The sequence below is a fragment of the Streptomyces chiangmaiensis genome (assembly GCF_036281785.1).
Taxonomy (GTDB): domain Bacteria; phylum Actinomycetota; class Actinomycetes; order Streptomycetales; family Streptomycetaceae; genus Streptomyces; species Streptomyces chiangmaiensis.
Genome location: NZ_JAYWVC010000014.1, coordinates 37,625 through 54,003 on the forward strand (window position 1 = coordinate 37,625; position 16,379 = coordinate 54,003).

The 16,379-nt window shown below is 71.7% G+C and carries 16 protein-coding genes and 1 pseudogene; 15 read left to right on the forward strand and 2 right to left on the reverse strand.

Annotation, left to right across the window (positions count from 1 at the left end; translation table 11 throughout):
* The first annotated feature begins 119 nt into the window (after positions 1-119).
* The 3 genes and pseudogenes from VXC91_RS07065 (at position 120) to VXC91_RS07075 (ending at position 2,077) form a co-directional block, all read left to right on the forward strand.
* On the forward strand, positions 120-1,148 hold the full coding sequence (locus VXC91_RS07065) for a hydroxyacid dehydrogenase (RefSeq protein WP_329505965.1): 1,029 nt from the start codon (positions 120-122) through the stop codon (positions 1,146-1,148).
* A pseudogene (locus tag VXC91_RS07070) lies at positions 1,145-1,824 on the forward strand (DUF2264 domain-containing protein); the annotation flags it as partial. The gene VXC91_RS07065 and the pseudogene VXC91_RS07070, both read left to right, overlap by 4 nt.
* A gap of 91 nt (positions 1,825-1,915) precedes the next feature.
* Entirely contained in the window at positions 1,916-2,077 is a 162-nt protein-coding gene (locus tag VXC91_RS07075; protein ID WP_329505967.1) for a hypothetical protein, read from the forward strand.
* 11 nt (positions 2,078-2,088) lie between these two features.
* Here VXC91_RS07075 and VXC91_RS07080 read toward each other — a convergent pair whose 3' ends face one another.
* Positions 2,089-2,937 (reverse strand): chitosanase, encoded by an 849-nt coding sequence (locus VXC91_RS07080; RefSeq protein ID WP_329505968.1) that lies wholly within the window; start codon positions 2,935-2,937, stop codon positions 2,089-2,091.
* Between the two features lie 558 nt (positions 2,938-3,495).
* Between VXC91_RS07080 and VXC91_RS07085 the strand changes: the two genes are divergently transcribed.
* From VXC91_RS07085 to VXC91_RS07140, 12 genes are all read left to right on the forward strand, one after another.
* Positions 3,496-5,232 (forward strand): enoyl-CoA hydratase-related protein, encoded by a 1,737-nt coding sequence (locus tag VXC91_RS07085; RefSeq protein ID WP_408057342.1) that lies wholly within the window; start codon positions 3,496-3,498, stop codon positions 5,230-5,232.
* Positions 5,229-6,473: a hypothetical protein gene (locus VXC91_RS07090; RefSeq protein WP_329505971.1), complete on the forward strand. Its 1,245-nt coding sequence runs from the start codon at positions 5,229-5,231 to the stop codon at positions 6,471-6,473. Before VXC91_RS07085 ends, VXC91_RS07090 begins: the two co-directional genes overlap by 4 nt.
* Positions 6,470-7,015 (forward strand): hydrogenase maturation protease, encoded by a 546-nt coding sequence (locus VXC91_RS07095; RefSeq protein WP_329505973.1) that lies wholly within the window; start codon positions 6,470-6,472, stop codon positions 7,013-7,015. Before VXC91_RS07090 ends, VXC91_RS07095 begins: the two co-directional genes overlap by 4 nt.
* Positions 7,016-7,187: 172 nt before the next feature.
* A complete protein-coding gene (locus tag VXC91_RS07100) occupies positions 7,188-7,583 on the forward strand; it encodes a hydrogenase maturation nickel metallochaperone HypA/HybF (RefSeq protein ID WP_329505974.1) in 396 nt (131 codons plus the stop codon).
* Between the two features lie 3 nt (positions 7,584-7,586).
* A complete protein-coding gene (hypB, locus tag VXC91_RS07105; protein ID WP_329505975.1) occupies positions 7,587-8,348 on the forward strand; it encodes a hydrogenase nickel incorporation protein HypB in 762 nt (253 codons plus the stop codon).
* A complete protein-coding gene (hypF, locus tag VXC91_RS07110; RefSeq protein ID WP_329505976.1) occupies positions 8,345-10,735 on the forward strand; it encodes a carbamoyltransferase HypF in 2,391 nt (796 codons plus the stop codon). The genes hypB and hypF overlap by 4 nt, the downstream gene beginning before the upstream one ends.
* A 52-nt stretch (positions 10,736-10,787) precedes the next feature.
* Positions 10,788-11,096, forward strand: a complete 309-nt coding sequence (locus VXC91_RS07115; RefSeq protein WP_329505977.1) for a HypC/HybG/HupF family hydrogenase formation chaperone — start codon at positions 10,788-10,790, stop codon at positions 11,094-11,096.
* Positions 11,093-12,217, forward strand: coding sequence for a hydrogenase formation protein HypD (hypD, locus tag VXC91_RS07120; protein WP_329505978.1), 1,125 nt, complete (start codon positions 11,093-11,095; stop codon positions 12,215-12,217). Before VXC91_RS07115 ends, hypD begins: the two co-directional genes overlap by 4 nt.
* Complete coding sequence (gene hypE / locus VXC91_RS07125; protein WP_329505979.1) at positions 12,210-13,289, forward strand: hydrogenase expression/formation protein HypE; 1,080 nt, start codon at positions 12,210-12,212, stop codon at positions 13,287-13,289. Before hypD ends, hypE begins: the two co-directional genes overlap by 8 nt.
* Positions 13,290-13,370: 81 nt before the next feature.
* Positions 13,371-14,036 carry a class I SAM-dependent methyltransferase gene (locus VXC91_RS07130; protein WP_329505981.1) on the forward strand — a complete coding sequence of 222 codons (666 nt, stop codon included), beginning with the start codon at positions 13,371-13,373 and terminating at the stop codon, positions 14,034-14,036.
* A gap of 69 nt (positions 14,037-14,105) precedes the next feature.
* Entirely contained in the window at positions 14,106-14,675 is a 570-nt protein-coding gene (locus tag VXC91_RS07135; protein WP_329505982.1) for a TetR/AcrR family transcriptional regulator, read from the forward strand.
* Positions 14,676-14,835: 160 nt separating this feature from the next.
* A complete protein-coding gene (locus VXC91_RS07140) occupies positions 14,836-15,534 on the forward strand; it encodes an SDR family oxidoreductase (protein ID WP_329505983.1) in 699 nt (232 codons plus the stop codon).
* A gap of 37 nt (positions 15,535-15,571) precedes the next feature.
* On the opposite strand, the gene VXC91_RS07145 is transcribed toward VXC91_RS07140, so the two are convergent.
* The gene (locus VXC91_RS07145) at positions 15,572-16,327 is read right to left on the reverse strand and encodes an NUDIX hydrolase (protein ID WP_329505984.1); all 756 of its coding nucleotides are present in this window, start codon (positions 16,325-16,327) and stop codon (positions 15,572-15,574) included.
* Positions 16,328-16,379 lie beyond the last annotated feature (52 nt).

Genomic DNA, 16,379 nt, shown 5'->3' on the forward strand with positions numbered 1-16,379 from the left:
CCCTTGACCGTTACCGGCTCGGCCGTGAGGATTCCCGTGTTCCGCACAGACCGTGTCCGCACGGACACGCAGGAGCCTCGCGTGCACAGCACCACCGAGTGAGGAGTTGCCGCGCCCAAATGACCCACTCCCAGCCCGGTCCCGGTTTCCGTCCCCGGGCCGCCCTTGCGATGTCCCCGGAGGCCGCCGCGGCCGTCCTCGACCGCGAGTCGCTCGACGCGCTCGCCGCCCTCTGCGACCTCGTACTCCCCGTCCTCGACGACCTCACCACACCCACGGCCCGGGCAGTCCTCGCCGATGTCGAACTCCTGGTGACCGGCTGGGGCTGCCCTCCGCTGGACGGGTCCGTGCTGCGGGCGGCACCACGGTTGCGTGCGGTCGTGCACACCGCGGGCAGCGTCCGGGCCCACATCACCGACGCCTGCTGGGAGCGCGGTATCGAGGTGTCCTCCGCCGCTTCGGCCAACGCCGTGCCGGTCGCCGAGTACACCCTCGCGATGATCCTGCTCACCGGCAAGCAGGTCCTGGAACGCGCCCGCGCCTACCGCACCTCCCGCAACCGTGACGACGGGCTGAGCACACCGGGCACCGTCGGCAACTTCCGCCGCACCGTGGGCATCCTGTCGGCATCGCTCATCGGCCGCCGCGTCATCGAGCTGCTGCGCCCGCACGACCTCGACGTGCTCCTCCACGATCCGTACGCCACCGGGGCCGATGTGGCCGAACTCGGTGTCACCCGCGTCGAACTGGACGAGCTCTTCGCGCGCAGCGACACCGTCAGCGTGCACACGCCGCTGCTGCCCGCGACCCGTGGTCTGGTCAGCCGCGAGCTGATCGAGTCGATGCGGCCCGGAGCCGTGCTGATCAACACCGCCCGCGGTGCGGTCGTCGACCAGGACGCGCTCGCCGACGCCGCCGTGGCGGGCCGCATCCGCGCCGTCCTCGACGTCACCGATCCCGAAGTACTGCCTCCCCAGCACCCGTTGTGGGAGTGCGCGAACGTGCTCATCACCCCCCACCTGGCCGGCTCCCAGGGCAACGAGTGTCGCCGGCTGGCCGACCTCGCCCTGGCCGAGATCGGCCGCTGGGCCTCGGGCGCCGGCTTTCTGCATCCGGTACGACGCGAAAGGGCGGCGATCCAGGCATGAGCACTCCCTTCGAACTGCCCCTGGAGGACGGCGAGTCGAGCCCGTACACCGGGTACACCCGCGCCCACTGGGAGGCCGTGGCGGACGGGCTGCTGACGTCGGCATGGCGCTGGAGCACACCGGGCGGCGCCCTGCTGGATCTGCCCGGACGGCCTTCGTGCTCGGGGTGCGGTCCGACGGTCTGGAGGGCTATGCCCGCACGTTCCTCGCCGCCGCGTTCCGCGTGGCGGGCGCGGGCGGGGACGATCCGCACGGCTGGGTGGAGCGGTACGCACGTGGTCTCGCCGCCGGCACCCGCACCCCGGGCCGTGGCGACGCCGAGTCCTGGCCTGTGATCCTGGACCACGATGTGCAGGGCCAGCCGATGGTGGAGTCGGTGTCGGTAGCGCTCGGGCTGCGGCTGACCGCTGCCTGGTTGTGGAAGAACCTCGACCCCGGCGTCCAGGACCGGGCGGAGGGTTGGCTGCGCGGTGCGCTGCGCCACTCGCCCGCGCCGAACAACTGGTACCTGTTCCCCTTCACCGTCGCCGGGTTCCTGGAGTCGGTGGGCCGCGGGGACGCGGAGACCGCGGCGGTCCGGCAGCGTGCGGTGGACCTGCTGGAGGGCTGGTACAGCGGCGACGGCTGGTACACCGACGGCAACGGACGGGCCTTCGACCACTACAACGGCTGGGCCCCGAATCCCTGCGTACCCCCAGGGCACGGCCTGGACTCGATGGGCCCACGTTCCCCGCCTCGCCGGGCGGACCAGCGGCACCTCGGTGCACGTGTCCCTGGCCACCCTCACCGCGGAAGCCGGGCCCGCGCCCGTCGCGGACGCCGTCGCCGCCGTGGCGGTCGACGGCGACGGCGTCGAGGTGACATGGGCCGGGGACGGGGCGCGCTCACTGGTCCGGTTCCGGCCGATGAGCGTGTCACTGCTGGAGTAGGTGCCGGACCGTCAGCCGATGTGGTAGCTGTCCCCGTACACCTTCCAGTCCAGCGGCGGGTCGAGGCTCAGGTTGCCGTTGCGCAGGAAGACACGCTGTTCGGTGTCGACACGGCTGGTGTCGCTGTGGGCCTCCTCCTGCTTCATGGCCCAGACCCGCGCGTCGAGGAAGGCGTTCAGGTACGCCACCTCGGCGCCGCCCTGCGCCGGCGGCTTCGCCGTACGCAGGGCGCGCCTGCGGATGTTGCGGAAGCTCGTGGGGTCGTCCCCGTCGCCGTGCATCACGATGGCGTCGTAGTACGTGAACTGCCCGAGGACCCCCAGACCGTCGGCCTTGCCCTGCTGGACGGCGGGGTTGAAGTACACACGGTCGCGTTCGTCGTTCTGCGCCCGCTGGAACGCCGTGTCCTGCGCCGCCTTGCGCCAGTCCTTGGGGAAGTTCGGGTCGAGTCCTTCGTGCGAGTCGGTGCCGTTCACCCTGCGCAGTGCGGGCAGGTACTTGGCGAGGACGTTGCCGGGCTTGCGGTCGGTGTAGAGCTGGACGAGGTCGAGCATGTCGTCCGTGCCGGAACAGAATCCGATGATTCCGGCGGTGTAGCCGCGCCCGTCGCCGATGTCCTCGATGTACTTGTACTGGGCCTTCCAGTCCAGGGAGGAGTTCTCCGCGCTCGACACCAGTTTCATGGCGATCTCCTTCTTCGCCGGGTCGTCGAGTCCGATGGCGCGGGCGGCGGTGGGAGCGGCCGCGACGTTCGGAGCGTTGAGCAGGGGGATCGCCGCGAGGGACGTGCCGAACAGGGCGAGGACGGTGCGGCGGGAGGCGCTGCGGGCGCCTGCCGTGTCGGGGGTCGGATGCACCACGGGGGCTCCAAGTGGGTTCGGGGGGTGGGGAGTTGCACTGATAGGAAGGTTTCCTATCAGATCCTCCGAGTGTTGGGTACCCGTCAAGCGCCAGGTTTCGTGGCAGCCACCGCTCCGTCGATTCGCCTCAGGGCAGCGGCTGTTCTGGCCCACGTGCTCGGTGGTGATACCCGGGCGGGAGCGGTGCGCACGCGGTGGGCGCGGACCGCCGGGACGGGTCGACCGGGTGCCGGTTCGACGCAGGAGCCGGACCATGCGCCATGTCCACACTGCCGGGCCCCGGGAGGCGAGGGGCGGTCAGATGCGGCCTCGGCCGGCCACACACGGGCCGCGGTCGCCGGCAGTTCACGGTGACGACCGTGGTCGCCGACCGCTCGGCCCCGCGCATACTGCCCGCCCGCACGCCGGCCCCAGGCCCGAATGGCGGTTCGAGAACCCTTTCGGGTGAACCGGCAGCCTTTCTCCGCGCCGGGCGCGCGGGTGTGCTCCACGATCGCAGTCGGCGGGAGCACGTCTGCCCGCACTGTTGTCCGCCGGGAGTCCGTCGGGGGGTCCGTCGTGCACATCCTGCTCGTGGCCAGCGCGTTCAACAGCCTGGCCCAGCGCGTCCATGCCGAACTGCGTGACCGCGGTCACCTCGTGGCGGTGGAACTCGCCCTTGCGGAGGGGTCGTTGACGGATGCCGTGCGACGGCACGCGCCGCAGCTCGTCCTCGCGCCGATGCTGAAGACGGCGATTCCCCGCGAGGTGTGGGCGGCGTACCCGTGCTTCGTGGTCCACCCGGGTCCGGTGGGGGACCGGGGACCGTCCTCCCTGGACTGGGCGATCCAGGAGGGAGCCGAGCGGTGGGGCGTGACGGTGCTGCAGGCGGTGGAGGAGATGGACGCCGGTGACGTGTGGGCGTCCGTCACCTGTCCCCTGCCCCCGGTGCCCAAGAGCGACCTGTACCGCAACGAGATCGCCGACGCGGCTCTGGCGGCGGTCCTGCTCGCCGTGGAGCGCTTCGCCTCAGGCGCGTACACCCCGCTTCGGCAGGACACCTCGCGGACCCGGCCGTACCTCGACCAGAGCGTGCGGCGGATCGACTGGTACGCCGACTCCACGGAGACCGTGGTGCGCAAGCTGCGCGCCGCCGACTCGCAGCCCGGCGTGCTCGACACACTGCTCGGCGAGGAGTGGTACCTGCACGGAGGCCATCCCGAGGATGTTCTGCGCGGCGCTCCGGGCGAGTTGCTGGCGACCCGGGCCGGGGCGATCTGCCGCGCGACGAAGGACGGGGCCGTCTGGGTCCCCGAGCTGCGCCGTCGGCGCCGCCCGGGGAAGCCTGCCACGTTCCGGCTCCCCGCCGTGAGGGCCCTCGGCGGCCGGAGGCCTCCGGTGCCCCGCCTCCCCGTGCTGCCGGAGCCGGGATGGCGCACCTGGACGGACATCCGTTATCGCGAGGAAGGCGGCGTCGGCTTCCTGTCGTTCTCCTTCGCCGGCGGCGCGATGAGCACCACGCAGTGCCGACGCCTGCTGGACGCCTACCGGGAGGCGTGCGCGCGCCCCACCTCGGTGCTCGTACTGGGCGGGCAACGGGACTTCTTCTGCAATGGGATCCATCTCGGCGTCATCGAGGCCGCCGAGGACCCCGCGGCCGAATCCTGGGCCAACATCAACGCCATCGACGACCTGGTCGAGGCCGTCCTGAGGACCACGGACCGGCTGGTGGTCTCCGCGCTCGCGGGCAACGCCGCGGCGGGTGGCGTGATGCTCGCTCTGGCGGCCGACGAGGTGTGGTGCCGCAGCGGCTGCGTGCTCAACCCGCACTACCGGCTGATGGGTCTGCACGGCTCGGAGTACTGGACGTACACGCTCCCCCGCCGGGTGGGTGGCGCGGCGGCCGACCGGCTCATGAGCGAGGCCCTGCCGATGAGCGCGGCCGGCGCCCATGGACTCGGACTCGTCGACCGGGTCGTCGACTGCGGGCCGCAGGACTTCGCGGCGGAGGTCGGCCGGCTGGCGGCCCGACTGGCGTCACTGCCGGGCATCCGGTCGCGCATCGCGGCGAAGAAGGCGGAACTGGACCGGCAGGAGAGCGTCGAGCCACTGTCCGCCTTCCGGGAACGGGAGCTCGCCGAGATGCACCGGATCTTCCACAACCCCGCCGCCCTGTATCACGAGCTGAGGCGCGCTTTCGTCCGCAAGGAGAAGCCGACGCGTACGCCCGCGTACCTCGCCTGCGCGACGGGCCGCCGGACAGGGGTGGATCCGGTCCGGTCCGGGAGTACGGCCCCCGGAAGGACCATGCCGTGAGCGTCAGTTCGTTCGCCCCCGAGACCGAGGCGCGCTTCGCCCTCGCCCGGCAGGTGGCCGATGCCGTTCTCTTCGAGGGCTCGCCGCTCCACCCGTACCGTGCCTCTGCCGCCAGGAACGGGTTGCGCCGGCAGTTCGGGGTGCTCGTACCGCCGGCCTGGAACGCCGACGACGAGGAGTACGACTTCCAGCACACCGAATGCCTGATGGAACCCAAGGCCGGCGCCACCCTGGCGGTCGAGCTGCGCTTTCTGCGCGCCCGGCGGCCCTCGCAGCAAGCGGCTGGTTCCGAGGGCGAGTTGGAGACGGCGCCCGAGACCGAGACGGGCGACAGACCCTTGGTTCCGCTGGCCGGGGGAACCGAGGAACGCGTCGAGGCGGTCGTGGTGGTGGACGAGCTCGCCGAAGGCGGCGGGATCACGATCCCCTTCGGCCGCCCCGCGGGAGAGGAGAGCGGGCCGATCCTGGACGAGGGCGGCCGCGTCGTCGGACAGCGGGTCTTTCGGCACGAGGAGATCAGCGGGGTGTTGCGGCTCGCGGCACGGCGCCTGGAGGGCCCGTACCGGCTCTTGCGGCTGACCGCCGTCGTCGAGAACACCAGCGCCTGGACGCCCGAGGGGAACCGGAACTCCGACCGGGACGCGGCACTGCGGCACTCCTTGGTCGCCACCCACCTGCTGATGGGGTTGAGCGCCGGGTCGTTCCTGTCGATGACCGATCCGCCCGAGTGGGCGCGAGGCGCGATCGCGGCCTGCCGCAATCTGCACACCTGGCCCGTCCTGGCCGGTGAACCCGGCCGCTCGGACGTGGTGCTGTCCTCCCCGGTCATCCTGGGAGACCACCCGGCCGTGAGCCCGCACACCCCCGGTGCGCCGCTCCAGGTCACCGATATCGACGCGGTCCTCGCCCTGACCCACTCCTCGCCTCCCGAGTGGCGGGAGCCGGGAGGTGTGGCCGGCTCCGACCCCACCCGGGCACCCGACCGGGTCGTGGTGAACGGCCGGCATGTGGTCGCGGGGTGCCGGGTGCTGCTGAACCCGGGCCTGAGGCGCACCGACGCCCAGGACTTCTTCCTGCGGGGACGCACCGCGACGGTGGAGGCCGTGCTGAACGACGTGGACGGCTCGGTGCACCTGGCGGTGACGGTGGAGGACGACCCGGGTGCCGACATCCGCAGGCAACAGGGGGTCTTCCTCTACTTCCGGCCCGATGAGGTCACACCGCTGGAGGACGACGCATGAGCCTCGCCCCGCACGACAGCGCAGTCCTCGTCGCCGGAATCGGGAACATCTTCCTCGGGGACGACGGCTTCGGCGTGGAGACCGTGCGCGCGCTGAACGAGCGTGACCTGCCCGAGGGTGTGGAGCTCCTGGACATCGGGGTGCGGGGAGTGCACCTCGCCTACCAGCTCCTGGACGGGTACGACACGCTGATCCTGGTGGACGCCACCCGGCGTGGCGGGGAGCCCGGCACGGTGTACGTCATCGAGCACGACGTCGTGGAGGCGGGCGATCCGCGGGGGATGCCGCTGGACGGCCATCGGATGACGCCGGACGCCGTACTCGGGCTGCTCGGCACACTCTGCGCCGGAACCGGGGCTCGCCCGCCGCGGCGCACGCTGGTGGTGGGCTGTGAACCCGCCTCGGTGGAGGAGCGCATCGGCCTCAGCGCGCCGGTGTCCCAAGCGGTACCGGAAGCCGTCCGCGTCATCGAAGGGCTGCTGCGGGCCGAGGAACCCGGTCAGCCGCGCCGCACGCCCCCGTCGGCGACGGCCGCGCGGTGAGGTGACCCGGCGCACGGCCGGGCGGCGTTGCGGCGAACGGTGTACGCGGCCGGGCGGCGACGGCGTGCCGGTCCGGTGGACGGTGGGGCCCCACCTCTAATGGAGCTCGGCGAACCGCGTGCGCACGCCCTGCTGCACGGGCCGCGGCCCGGGTTCGCCGGGACGGAGAGCCATGCACGAGATGTCCATCGCGATGGCGGTGATCGGCCAGGTGGAAGAGGCGGCCGAGGGAGCCGGTGGCGTCACGGCGGTGCGCTCGGTGCGGCTCCAGGTCGGCGAACTGGCCGGCGTCGTCCCCGATGCCCTGTCCTTCTGCTTCGAACTGGCCTGCGCCGGGACCGTGCTGGAGGGCGCCGAGCTGGTCACCGACACGGTGCCCGGACGAGCCCGGTGCACGCCGTGCGCGCACGAATGGGCGGTCGGCATGCCGCCCCTGCTGAGCTGTCCGCGGTGCGACGGGGGAGCCACCGACCTGCTGTCGGGCCGTGAACTGCAGATCGTCGGCGTGCAGTGGGAGGACGGCCGCACGCCCCTGCCCACCGACCAACCGATTCCCGAGGAGCGCTGAGCCATGTGCCGTGTGGTGGACCTGAAGCAGGCCGTACTCGCCAAGAACGACCGGGCCGCGGACACCCTGCGGGCCGGCCTGACCGCCCGCGGCATCACCGTCGTCAATCTGCTGTCGAGCCCCGGCAGTGGCAAGACCGCCCTCCTGGAACGGGAACTGAGCCTGGCGCGGGAGCGTTCCGTGCCGGTCGCGGCGCTCACCGCCGACCTCGCCACCGAGAACGACGCGGAGCGGCTGGCGCGTTCGGGTGTCCCGGTCAAGCAGGTGCTCACCGACGGGCTGTGCCACCTGGAGGCCGGCATGCTGGCCCGGCATCTGGAGGGGTGGCTTCCGGACGCCACCCGGCTCGTGTTCGTGGAGAACGTGGGCAACCTCGTCTGCCCGGCCTCGTACGACCTGGGGGAGACACTGCGCGTCGTGCTCGCCTCCGTGACCGAGGGCGAGGACAAGCCGCTCAAGTACCCGACGGCCTTCGGCCTCGCCCACCTGGTCGTGGTCACGAAGACCGACATCGCCGAGGCCGTCGAGTTCGACGAGGCGGCGTTCCGGGCGAACGTCGAGCGGGTCAACCCCGGTGTGGAGGTGCTGCTCACGTCGGCCCGTCGTGGCCTGGGGCTCGGTGCCCTGCTCGACCGCGCGCTGGCCGCCGCGGACGGCGTCCCCGCACACACGCCCGTCATGGCCCGTGAGCCCCACGAGCACGCTCACGGCCACACCCACGACGACGCGGACGGCACCGGCGTCCTGGCCCAGTCCCACTCGTGAGCGGTGTGCCGCCGACGGCCGTCGGCGTCCGTGCGCCACTGCGCCGACGAGTCGTCGTACGGGGCGTGGTGCAGGGCGTCGGCTTCCGGCCGTTCGTCTACACCCTCGCCACCGCGCTCCGACTGTCCGGACATGTGACCAACACCCCTGAGGGCGTCGTCGCGGAGGTCGAGGGCTCACCGGAGGCGGTAGCCCGGTTCTGCGAACGTATCGCCGTGGAGGCGCCACCGCTGGCCCGCGTGGACGCCGTCGACCATCAGGAGATGCCCATCGGCGGCGACACCGGGTTCACCATCCTGGCCTCCCGCACGGACGGGCCCGCGGGTACCCTCATCCCGCCGGACACCGCCACCTGTGCCGCATGCCTGCGCGAACTGGCCGACCCCGCGGACCGTCGCCACCGCCATCCCTTTGTCAACTGCACCCACTGCGGCCCGCGGTTCACGATCGTCACCGGCCTGCCCTACGACCGGGCGCACACCACCATGGCCGGCTTCCCGATGTGCGCCGGCTGCTCCCGCGAGTACGCCGATCCGGCCGACCGCCGCTTCCATGCCCAGCCCGTGGCCTGCCCCGCCTGCGGGCCCCGGCTCCGCCTGCTCGTCCCCCCAGCGGAGGGCGACGGCCCGCCGGTACCGGCCTCGGAAACGGACCCCCTCGCCGGAGCACGCGCACTCCTGGCGAGCGGCGCGGTCCTCGCGGTCAAGGGACTGGGCGGCTATCACCTGGCCTGCGACGCCACCGACCCAGCCGCCGTCGCGCGGCTGCGGCGGAGCAAGGCTCGAGGGAAGAAGCCGTTCGCCCTCATGGCCGCAAGCCCCGACGACATCGAGCACCTCGTCCACATCGGTCCCGAGGAGCGCGGTCTGCTCACCGGCGGCACCCGCCCCATCGTGCTGCTGCGCCGTCGCACGGACGCCCCGTCGGCGGCTGAGGCCCCCCACCCGGCCGACGGTGTGGCCCCCGGCAGCCCCGACCTCGGCGTCATGCTGCCCTACACCCCCGTGCACCAGCTGCTGTTCGGACTCCCCGGCGATCCGGAGGGGCCCCGGTTGCTCGTCATGACCAGCGGCAACGTGGCCGGTGAGCCCATCGTCACCGACGACGGGGAGGCGCTGGCGCGGCTCGCGCACCTGGCCGACGCCTGGCTCACCCACGACCGCCCGATCCATGTGCCGTGCGACGACTCCGTGGTGCGCTTGTGCGACGGGCAGCCGCTGGTCGTGCGCCGTGCCCGGGGATACGCGCCCCTGCCGCTCACGCTCCCGGTGCCCGTGCGCCCCGCCCTCGCCGTCGGGGGAGACCTCAAGAACGTCTTCTGCCTCGGCGAGGGCCGCATTGCCTGGCTGTCCTCCCACATCGGTGACATGGACGACCTCGCCACCCAACGGGCCTTCGAACGCGCCGTGGCACAACTGGAGTCGATCACCCCGGTGCGGCCCGAGCTGTTGGCGGCCGACCGGCATCCCGCCTACCGCTCGGCAGGGTGGGCCCTCAGCAACGCGGCAGGCCGGCCCGTCGTCCACGTCCAGCACCACCACGCGCACATCGCCGCGGCGATGGCCGAGCACGGTCTCGACGGCGGCCGGCCGGTGATCGGCGTCGCTTTCGACGGCACGGGCTACGGCGACGACGCGGCGGTGTGGGGCGGGGAATTCCTGCTCGCGGACTACGACGGCTTCACCCGTCTCGGGCACCTGGCGTACGTGCCGCTGGCCGGCGGCGACGCCGCGGTGCACCGGCCCTACCGCATGGCGCTCGCGCATCTGCGGACGGCCCGGATCGACTGGTCGGCCGAGCTGGCCTGCGTGGCCGCCTGTCCCCCCGGCGAACGCCGGGTCCTCGACCGGCAGTTGGAGCGCAACCTCAACTGCGTTCCCACCTCCAGCATGGGCCGCCTCTTCGACGCGGTGTCGTCCTTGGCGGGCGTCTGCCACCGGGCGGGGTACGAGGCCCAGGCAGCCGTGGAGTTGGAGGCCGCGGCGCTGCGCGCACCGGCCGGGGACCGTGCGGCGTACGCGTTCGCCCTGCGCGCACCGAAAGCGGAGGGCGGCCCGGTGCGCGCGGATCCGGCCCCCGTGCTGACGGAGATCGTCGAGGACCTGCGCTCCGGCGCCGGACCGGCACTGGTCGCCGCCCGCTTCCACCGGGCCGTCACCGGCCTCGTCCACCGCCTGTGCGTCCTGGCGCGCGAGCGGCACGGAGTGGACACCGTCGCCCTGACCGGCGGTGTGTTCCTCAACCGCCTGCTCTCCTCGGCCTGCGCCGAGGTCCTGCGCGAGGACGGCTTCACGGTGCTGCGCCACCACCAAGTCCCGCCGGGCGACGGCGGACTGGCCCTCGGCCAACTCGTGGTGGCCGCACGCGCCGGGACGGCACCCGACTGACCGACCGCCCGGGCAGCGCCGGGCCACGCACCACCCACAAGAGGAGAGGCCCATGTGCCTTGCGGTACCCGGCAGAGTGCTGGACATCGAGGAACGCGACGGCACGCGCATGGCCACCGTCGACTTCGGCGGTGTGGTCAAGGAGGTGTGCCTGGAGTACCTGCCCGACCTCCGGGTCGGCGAGTACGCCATCGTCCACGTCGGCTTCGCCCTGCAGCGCCTCGACGAGGAGTCGGCGAAGCAGACGCTCGAATTGTTCGAAACCCTCGGCATGCTGCAGGAGGAGTTCGGCGACCCCTGGGACATGGCCGCGGAGGCCACCGGAACGCACCCACCGGAGCGCGAGGAGGCGCGGAATTGAAGTACATCGACGAATTCCAGAACCCGGAACTGGCGCGACGGCTTCTCGACCAGATCCGTGCCACGGTGACCAGACCCTGGGCGCTGATGGAGGTCTGCGGTGGCCAGACGCACTCGATCATTCGCCACGGCATCGACCAACTGCTGCCCGATGAGGTCGAGTTGATCCACGGGCCGGGCTGTCCCGTATGCGTGACCCCGCTGGAGGTGATCGACAAGGCGCTGGAGATCGCCTCCAGGCCCGGCGTGATCTTCTGCTCGTTCGGCGACATGCTCCGGGTGCCCGGCACCGGACGGGACCTGTTCCAGGTGCGGAGCGAGGGCGGAGACGTACGCGTCGTCTACTCGCCGCTCGACGCGCTGAGGATCGCGCAGCAGAACCCCGACCGGCACGTGGTGTTCTTCGGTATCGGCTTCGAGACGACAGCGCCCCCGAACGCGATGACGGTGTACCAGGCCCGCAAGCTCGGCATCCCGAACTTCAGCCTCCTGGTGTCCCATGTACGGGTGCCTCCCGCGATCGAGGCGATCATGCGGTCCCCGAACTGCCGGGTACAGGGCTTCCTGGCCGCCGGCCACGTGTGCAGCGTGATGGGCGTGGACGAGTACCCGGAGCTGGCGGAGCGGTACCGCGTCCCGATCGTCGTCACCGGTTTCGAACCACTGGACATCCTCGAAGGCGTACGCCGCACCGTGGTGCAGCTGGAGTGTGGCGAACACACGGTCGACAACGCCTATCCGCGCGCCGTCCGCGCCGAGGGCAATCCGGCCGCCAAGGCGATGCTGGCGGACGTCTTCGAGGTCACCGACAGCTCCTGGCGCGGCATCGGCGTCATCCCCGCGAGCGGCTGGCGCCTGTCCGCCAAGTACCGCGACTTCGACGCCGAGTTCCGCTTCTCGGTCGAGGGCATCCAGACCCGGGAGCCGGCCGCCTGCCGAAGTGGCGAGGTCCTCCAGGGCCTGATCAAGCCGCACGAGTGCGAGGCCTTCGGCACCCTGTGCACACCCCGTACCCCGCTCGGAGCCACCATGGTCTCCAGCGAGGGCGCCTGCGCCGCGTACTACCTCTACCGGCGCCTGGACACCACCCCCGCGCCCCGGGAGGCGACCCCCGTTGTCTGACACGATCGACCTGACCACGCCGTCCGTGGATCCGGAGTCCTGGACCTGCCCTGCTCCGCTGCGCGACCAGTCCCGTATCGTCATGGGCCACGGCGGAGGCGGGACGCTCTCCGCCGAACTGGTCCGGCATGTCTTCGCACCCGCCTTCGGCGGGGACGCGCTCGCCCAGCTCGGTGACTCCGCCGCCCTGTTGCTGGGCGGTGTCCGGCTGGCCTTCTCCACCGACTCCTTCGTCGTGCGCCCGTTGTTCTTCCCCGGCGGCAGCATCGGTGATCTCGCCGTGAACGGCACCGTCAACGACCTTGCGATGAGTGGTGCCCGGGCGTCGTACCTCTCCTGCGGATTCATTCTGGAGGAGGGCGTCGAGATGGAGCGCGTCGCCCGTGTCGCCGACGCGCTCGGCAGGGCCGCGCGGGCGGCCGGGGTCGAGGTGGCGACGGGCGACACCAAGGTGGTGGAGTCCGGTCATGGGGACGGGATCTTCATCAACACGGCCGGTATCGGCCTCATCCCGGACGGAGTGGATCTGCGCCCGCAACGGGTGGTCCCGGGCGACGTGGTGATCGTCAGCGGACCGATCGGCGTGCACGGCGTGGCCATCCTCAGCGTCCGCGAGGGCCTGGAGTTCGGAGTGGAGATCGAGAGCGACTGCGCGGCCCTCGGTGGGCTGGTCGGGGCCATGCTCGCCGTCACCCCGGATCTGCACGTCCTTCGCGATCCCACCCGGGGCGGTCTGGCGGCGGCGCTGAACGAGATCGCCGCGGCCTCGGGCGCAGGGGTCGTCATCACGGAACGCGAGATCCCGGTCCCGCAGGCAGTGGCCGGCGCCTGCGCCGTGCTGGGCCTGGATCCCATGTACGTGGCCAACGAGGGCAAACTGGTGGCGTTCGTCCCGCGCGAACACGCCGACGCCGTCCTGGACGCCATGCGGGCCCATCCCCTGGGCCGGGAGTCCAGGATCATCGGCGAGGCGGTGGAGGACCATCCGGGCATGGTGGTGGCCCGCACCGGTCTGGGCGGTACGCGCGTGGTGGACATGCCGATCGGGGAACAGCTGCCGAGGATCTGCTGAGCCGCGTCGGGCGGCCGTGGGCGGCCCGTGCCGGAACCCGCGCCCCGGGGCGACGGTCCGTCGGGAGGGAACCGAGTGGGGATGGACGAGGAGAACCGGGAACCGGCCGACGCGCAACGGAGTCAGTGGCAGGAGACCTACCGCTCGCACCCGGGCATGTACGGGCAGGCTCCGTCCGCCCCGGCCGTGCATGCCGCGCGTGTGTTCCGGTCGGCCGGCGCCGGGAGCGTCCTGGAACTCGGCGCCGGGCACGGCAGGGACACGCTGTACTTCGCCCGGGAGGGCTTCACCGTGCGGGCCTTGGACTTCAGCGCGGTGGGTCTCGGACAGCTGCGTGACGCCGCCCGTGCCCAGGGTGTCGAGGACCGGGTGGCCACCATGATGCACGACGTGCGTGGGCCCTTGCCCCTGCCGGACGGCATCGTGGACGCCGTCTTCACGCACATGCTGCTGTGCATGGCCCTGTCCACCGAGGAGATCCATGCCCTCGTGGACGAGGTGCGTCGCGTCCTGCGGCCCGCCGGAGCATTCGTCTACACCGTGCGGCACACCGGCGATGCGCATTACGGCGTCGGCACCGGGCACGGTGACGACGTCTGGGAGCACGGCGGCTTCGCGGTGCACTTCTTCTCCCGCGCCCTCGTCGATTCCCTCGCGGAGGGCTGGGTCCTGAACGAGGTCTTCGCCTTCGAGGAGGGCGAACTGCCACGCCGTCTGTGGCGGATCACCCAGACCCGGCCGAGGTGAGGCCGCGGGTGCTGCCAGCAGTAAACCGGTCGGTTTCCCGTGGGACGGAAACGAGTTAGCCTCTGGAGTATGACCGCGGACCTGAAGCCGAGTCCCCGTGAGCGACTGCTGGAAGCGGCGGCCACGCTGACCTACCTGCAGGGTGTCGGCGTCGGTGTAGAGGCCCTGTGCAAGGCGGCGGGAGTGTCCAAGCGCTCGATGTACCAGCTGTTCGAGAGCAAGGACGAGCTACTGGCGGTGAGCTTGCAGGAGCGTGCCCCCGTCTTCATGGCGCCGCTCCTGCCCGGCGCGGACGACGGCCGTTCACCGCGCGAACGGATCCTGTACGTCTTCGAGCAGGTGCAGGCGCAGGCGGTCATGCCGGACTATCGCGGCTGCCCATACCTGGCCGTCCAGGTCGAGCTCAAGGATCCGGACCATCCCGCGAGCCGCGTCGCGAGCCGGATCAAGCAGGAGTTGGTGAAGTTCTTCCGTACCGAGGCCGAACAGGGCGGCGCGAGTGACCCCGAGCTGCTGGCCCGCCAGCTGACCCTGGTATTCGACGGGGCGTGCGCCCGCGCGGGGATCCGTGCCGACTCCTTGGACGGTCTGGTCGGACCGATCGTGATCACCCTCCTTGACGTCGCGGGCGTGCGCTGAACGCCCGATGCCGGGTGGCGGGGCCGGAAGGGTGTTCGCGCTCTGCCCGCGCGCCATGGGTTGGAAAAACAAACTAAAGACACGGCTGCGCCTTGCATGCGTGAAACCGATCGGTTTACCGTAACTTGAAACCGATCGGTTTCCAGGCAGGGAGGCAAGCATGACCGTCATCAAGGGCGCAGCCGTTCTCGTCACCGGCGGCAACAGGGGCATCGGCAAGGCACTGGTCGAGGAGCTGTACGCGCGCGGTGCGGGCAAGGTCTACGCAACGGCCCGCGACCCCCGTACGGTGACGCACCCCGACGCCGTGCCGCTGGCGCTGGAGGTCACCGACCCCGCCTCCGTGGCGGCCGCGGCCGAACAGGCCCGGGACGTCACCGTCCTGATCAACAACGCCGGTGCCTCGAGTCGCGCCTCGTATCTCGACTCGCCGCTGGACGACGTGCGCCGGGATCTGGAGATCAACTTCTATGGTCCGCTGCTGGTCACACGCGCCTTCGTGCCGGTCATCGAGAGCAACGGCGGCGGTCACATCCTCAACGTCCACTCCGCCCTGTCCTGGCTGGCCGACGGCACCCCTTACAGCGCCTCCAAGGCGGCGCTGTGGTCGCAGACCAACTCCCTGCGTCTGCACCTGAGGCCGCGCGGTATCGCGGTCACGGGGCTGCACGTGGCGTACGTCGACACCGACATGACGTCGGGTCTCGACGCCCCCAAGTCCAGCCCCCGCGACGTCGCCATGGCCGCGCTGGACGGCATCGAGGCGGGAGCCCACGAGGTACTGGTCGACGACGTCACACGCAGGGTCAAGTCGGGACTGGCCGGCGACCTGGAGTCGATGTACGAGCAGCTGAAGTAGCTCCCGGATCACCGCCTGCCGAAGGGCGTGAGGCAGGTCATGGAAGTACCGCGGCTCCGGTGTAGAGGCGGACGACCGGCTCCAGGTAGTCCACGTGCGGGCCGGCCAGCCCCGCCAGGTCGGCGGGGGACCGGACCAGGGCGAACCCGTCCAGTTCGGGTGTGCGGCCCAGCGCCTTCTCCGAGGACACGAGAGTCTCGAAGTGTTCGTGCAGCACCGGCGCCGGACGGCGGGGAGCGGTGAAAAGGGCACCGACGTTGCCGTTGGCGCCGAGGGTGACGCGCCACAGGCCCAGCTCCCCGGCAGGCGTGTCGAGGCCTGTCTCCTCGACCAGCTCCCGCGCGGCGTGCCCGCGGAGCGCGGCCAGATCGAGCGGCTTGTGGCCGTCCGGAGGCTCGAGGGAACCACCCGGCAGCTGCCAGCGGCCTGGCGCGGCCGTTGACGGTGACATCCTTCCCACCAGCAGTCGCCCGTCGTCCGTCGGCTGGAGCACGCCCACGAAGAGGGCAGGCAGACCCGAGGCGGCTCCCGTCGACCGGCGCAGCGCGTAGTGCCGGTAGGTCGTCCGCGCCCAGGTGACGACCAGGCCGTGCGGCTCCTCCCGCTCCAGTCCGGCGCAGGCCGCCACGGGGCCGTCGAAGAGGTTCGGGTTGGCCCGCACCGCGTCCTCCCACGCACGGTCCATGGCCGACCGGTCCTCGGAGGACAGCCACGGCGTGGCCGTCTCGACGAATCGGATGCTGCGAACGTCCAGGAGGTCGACACCGGAAGGTCGCAGTTGTGGCTCGGTCACCGGCCCATGCTGTCACACCGGGCCTCACGCGAACCGTGGGTGCCGTGTCCGG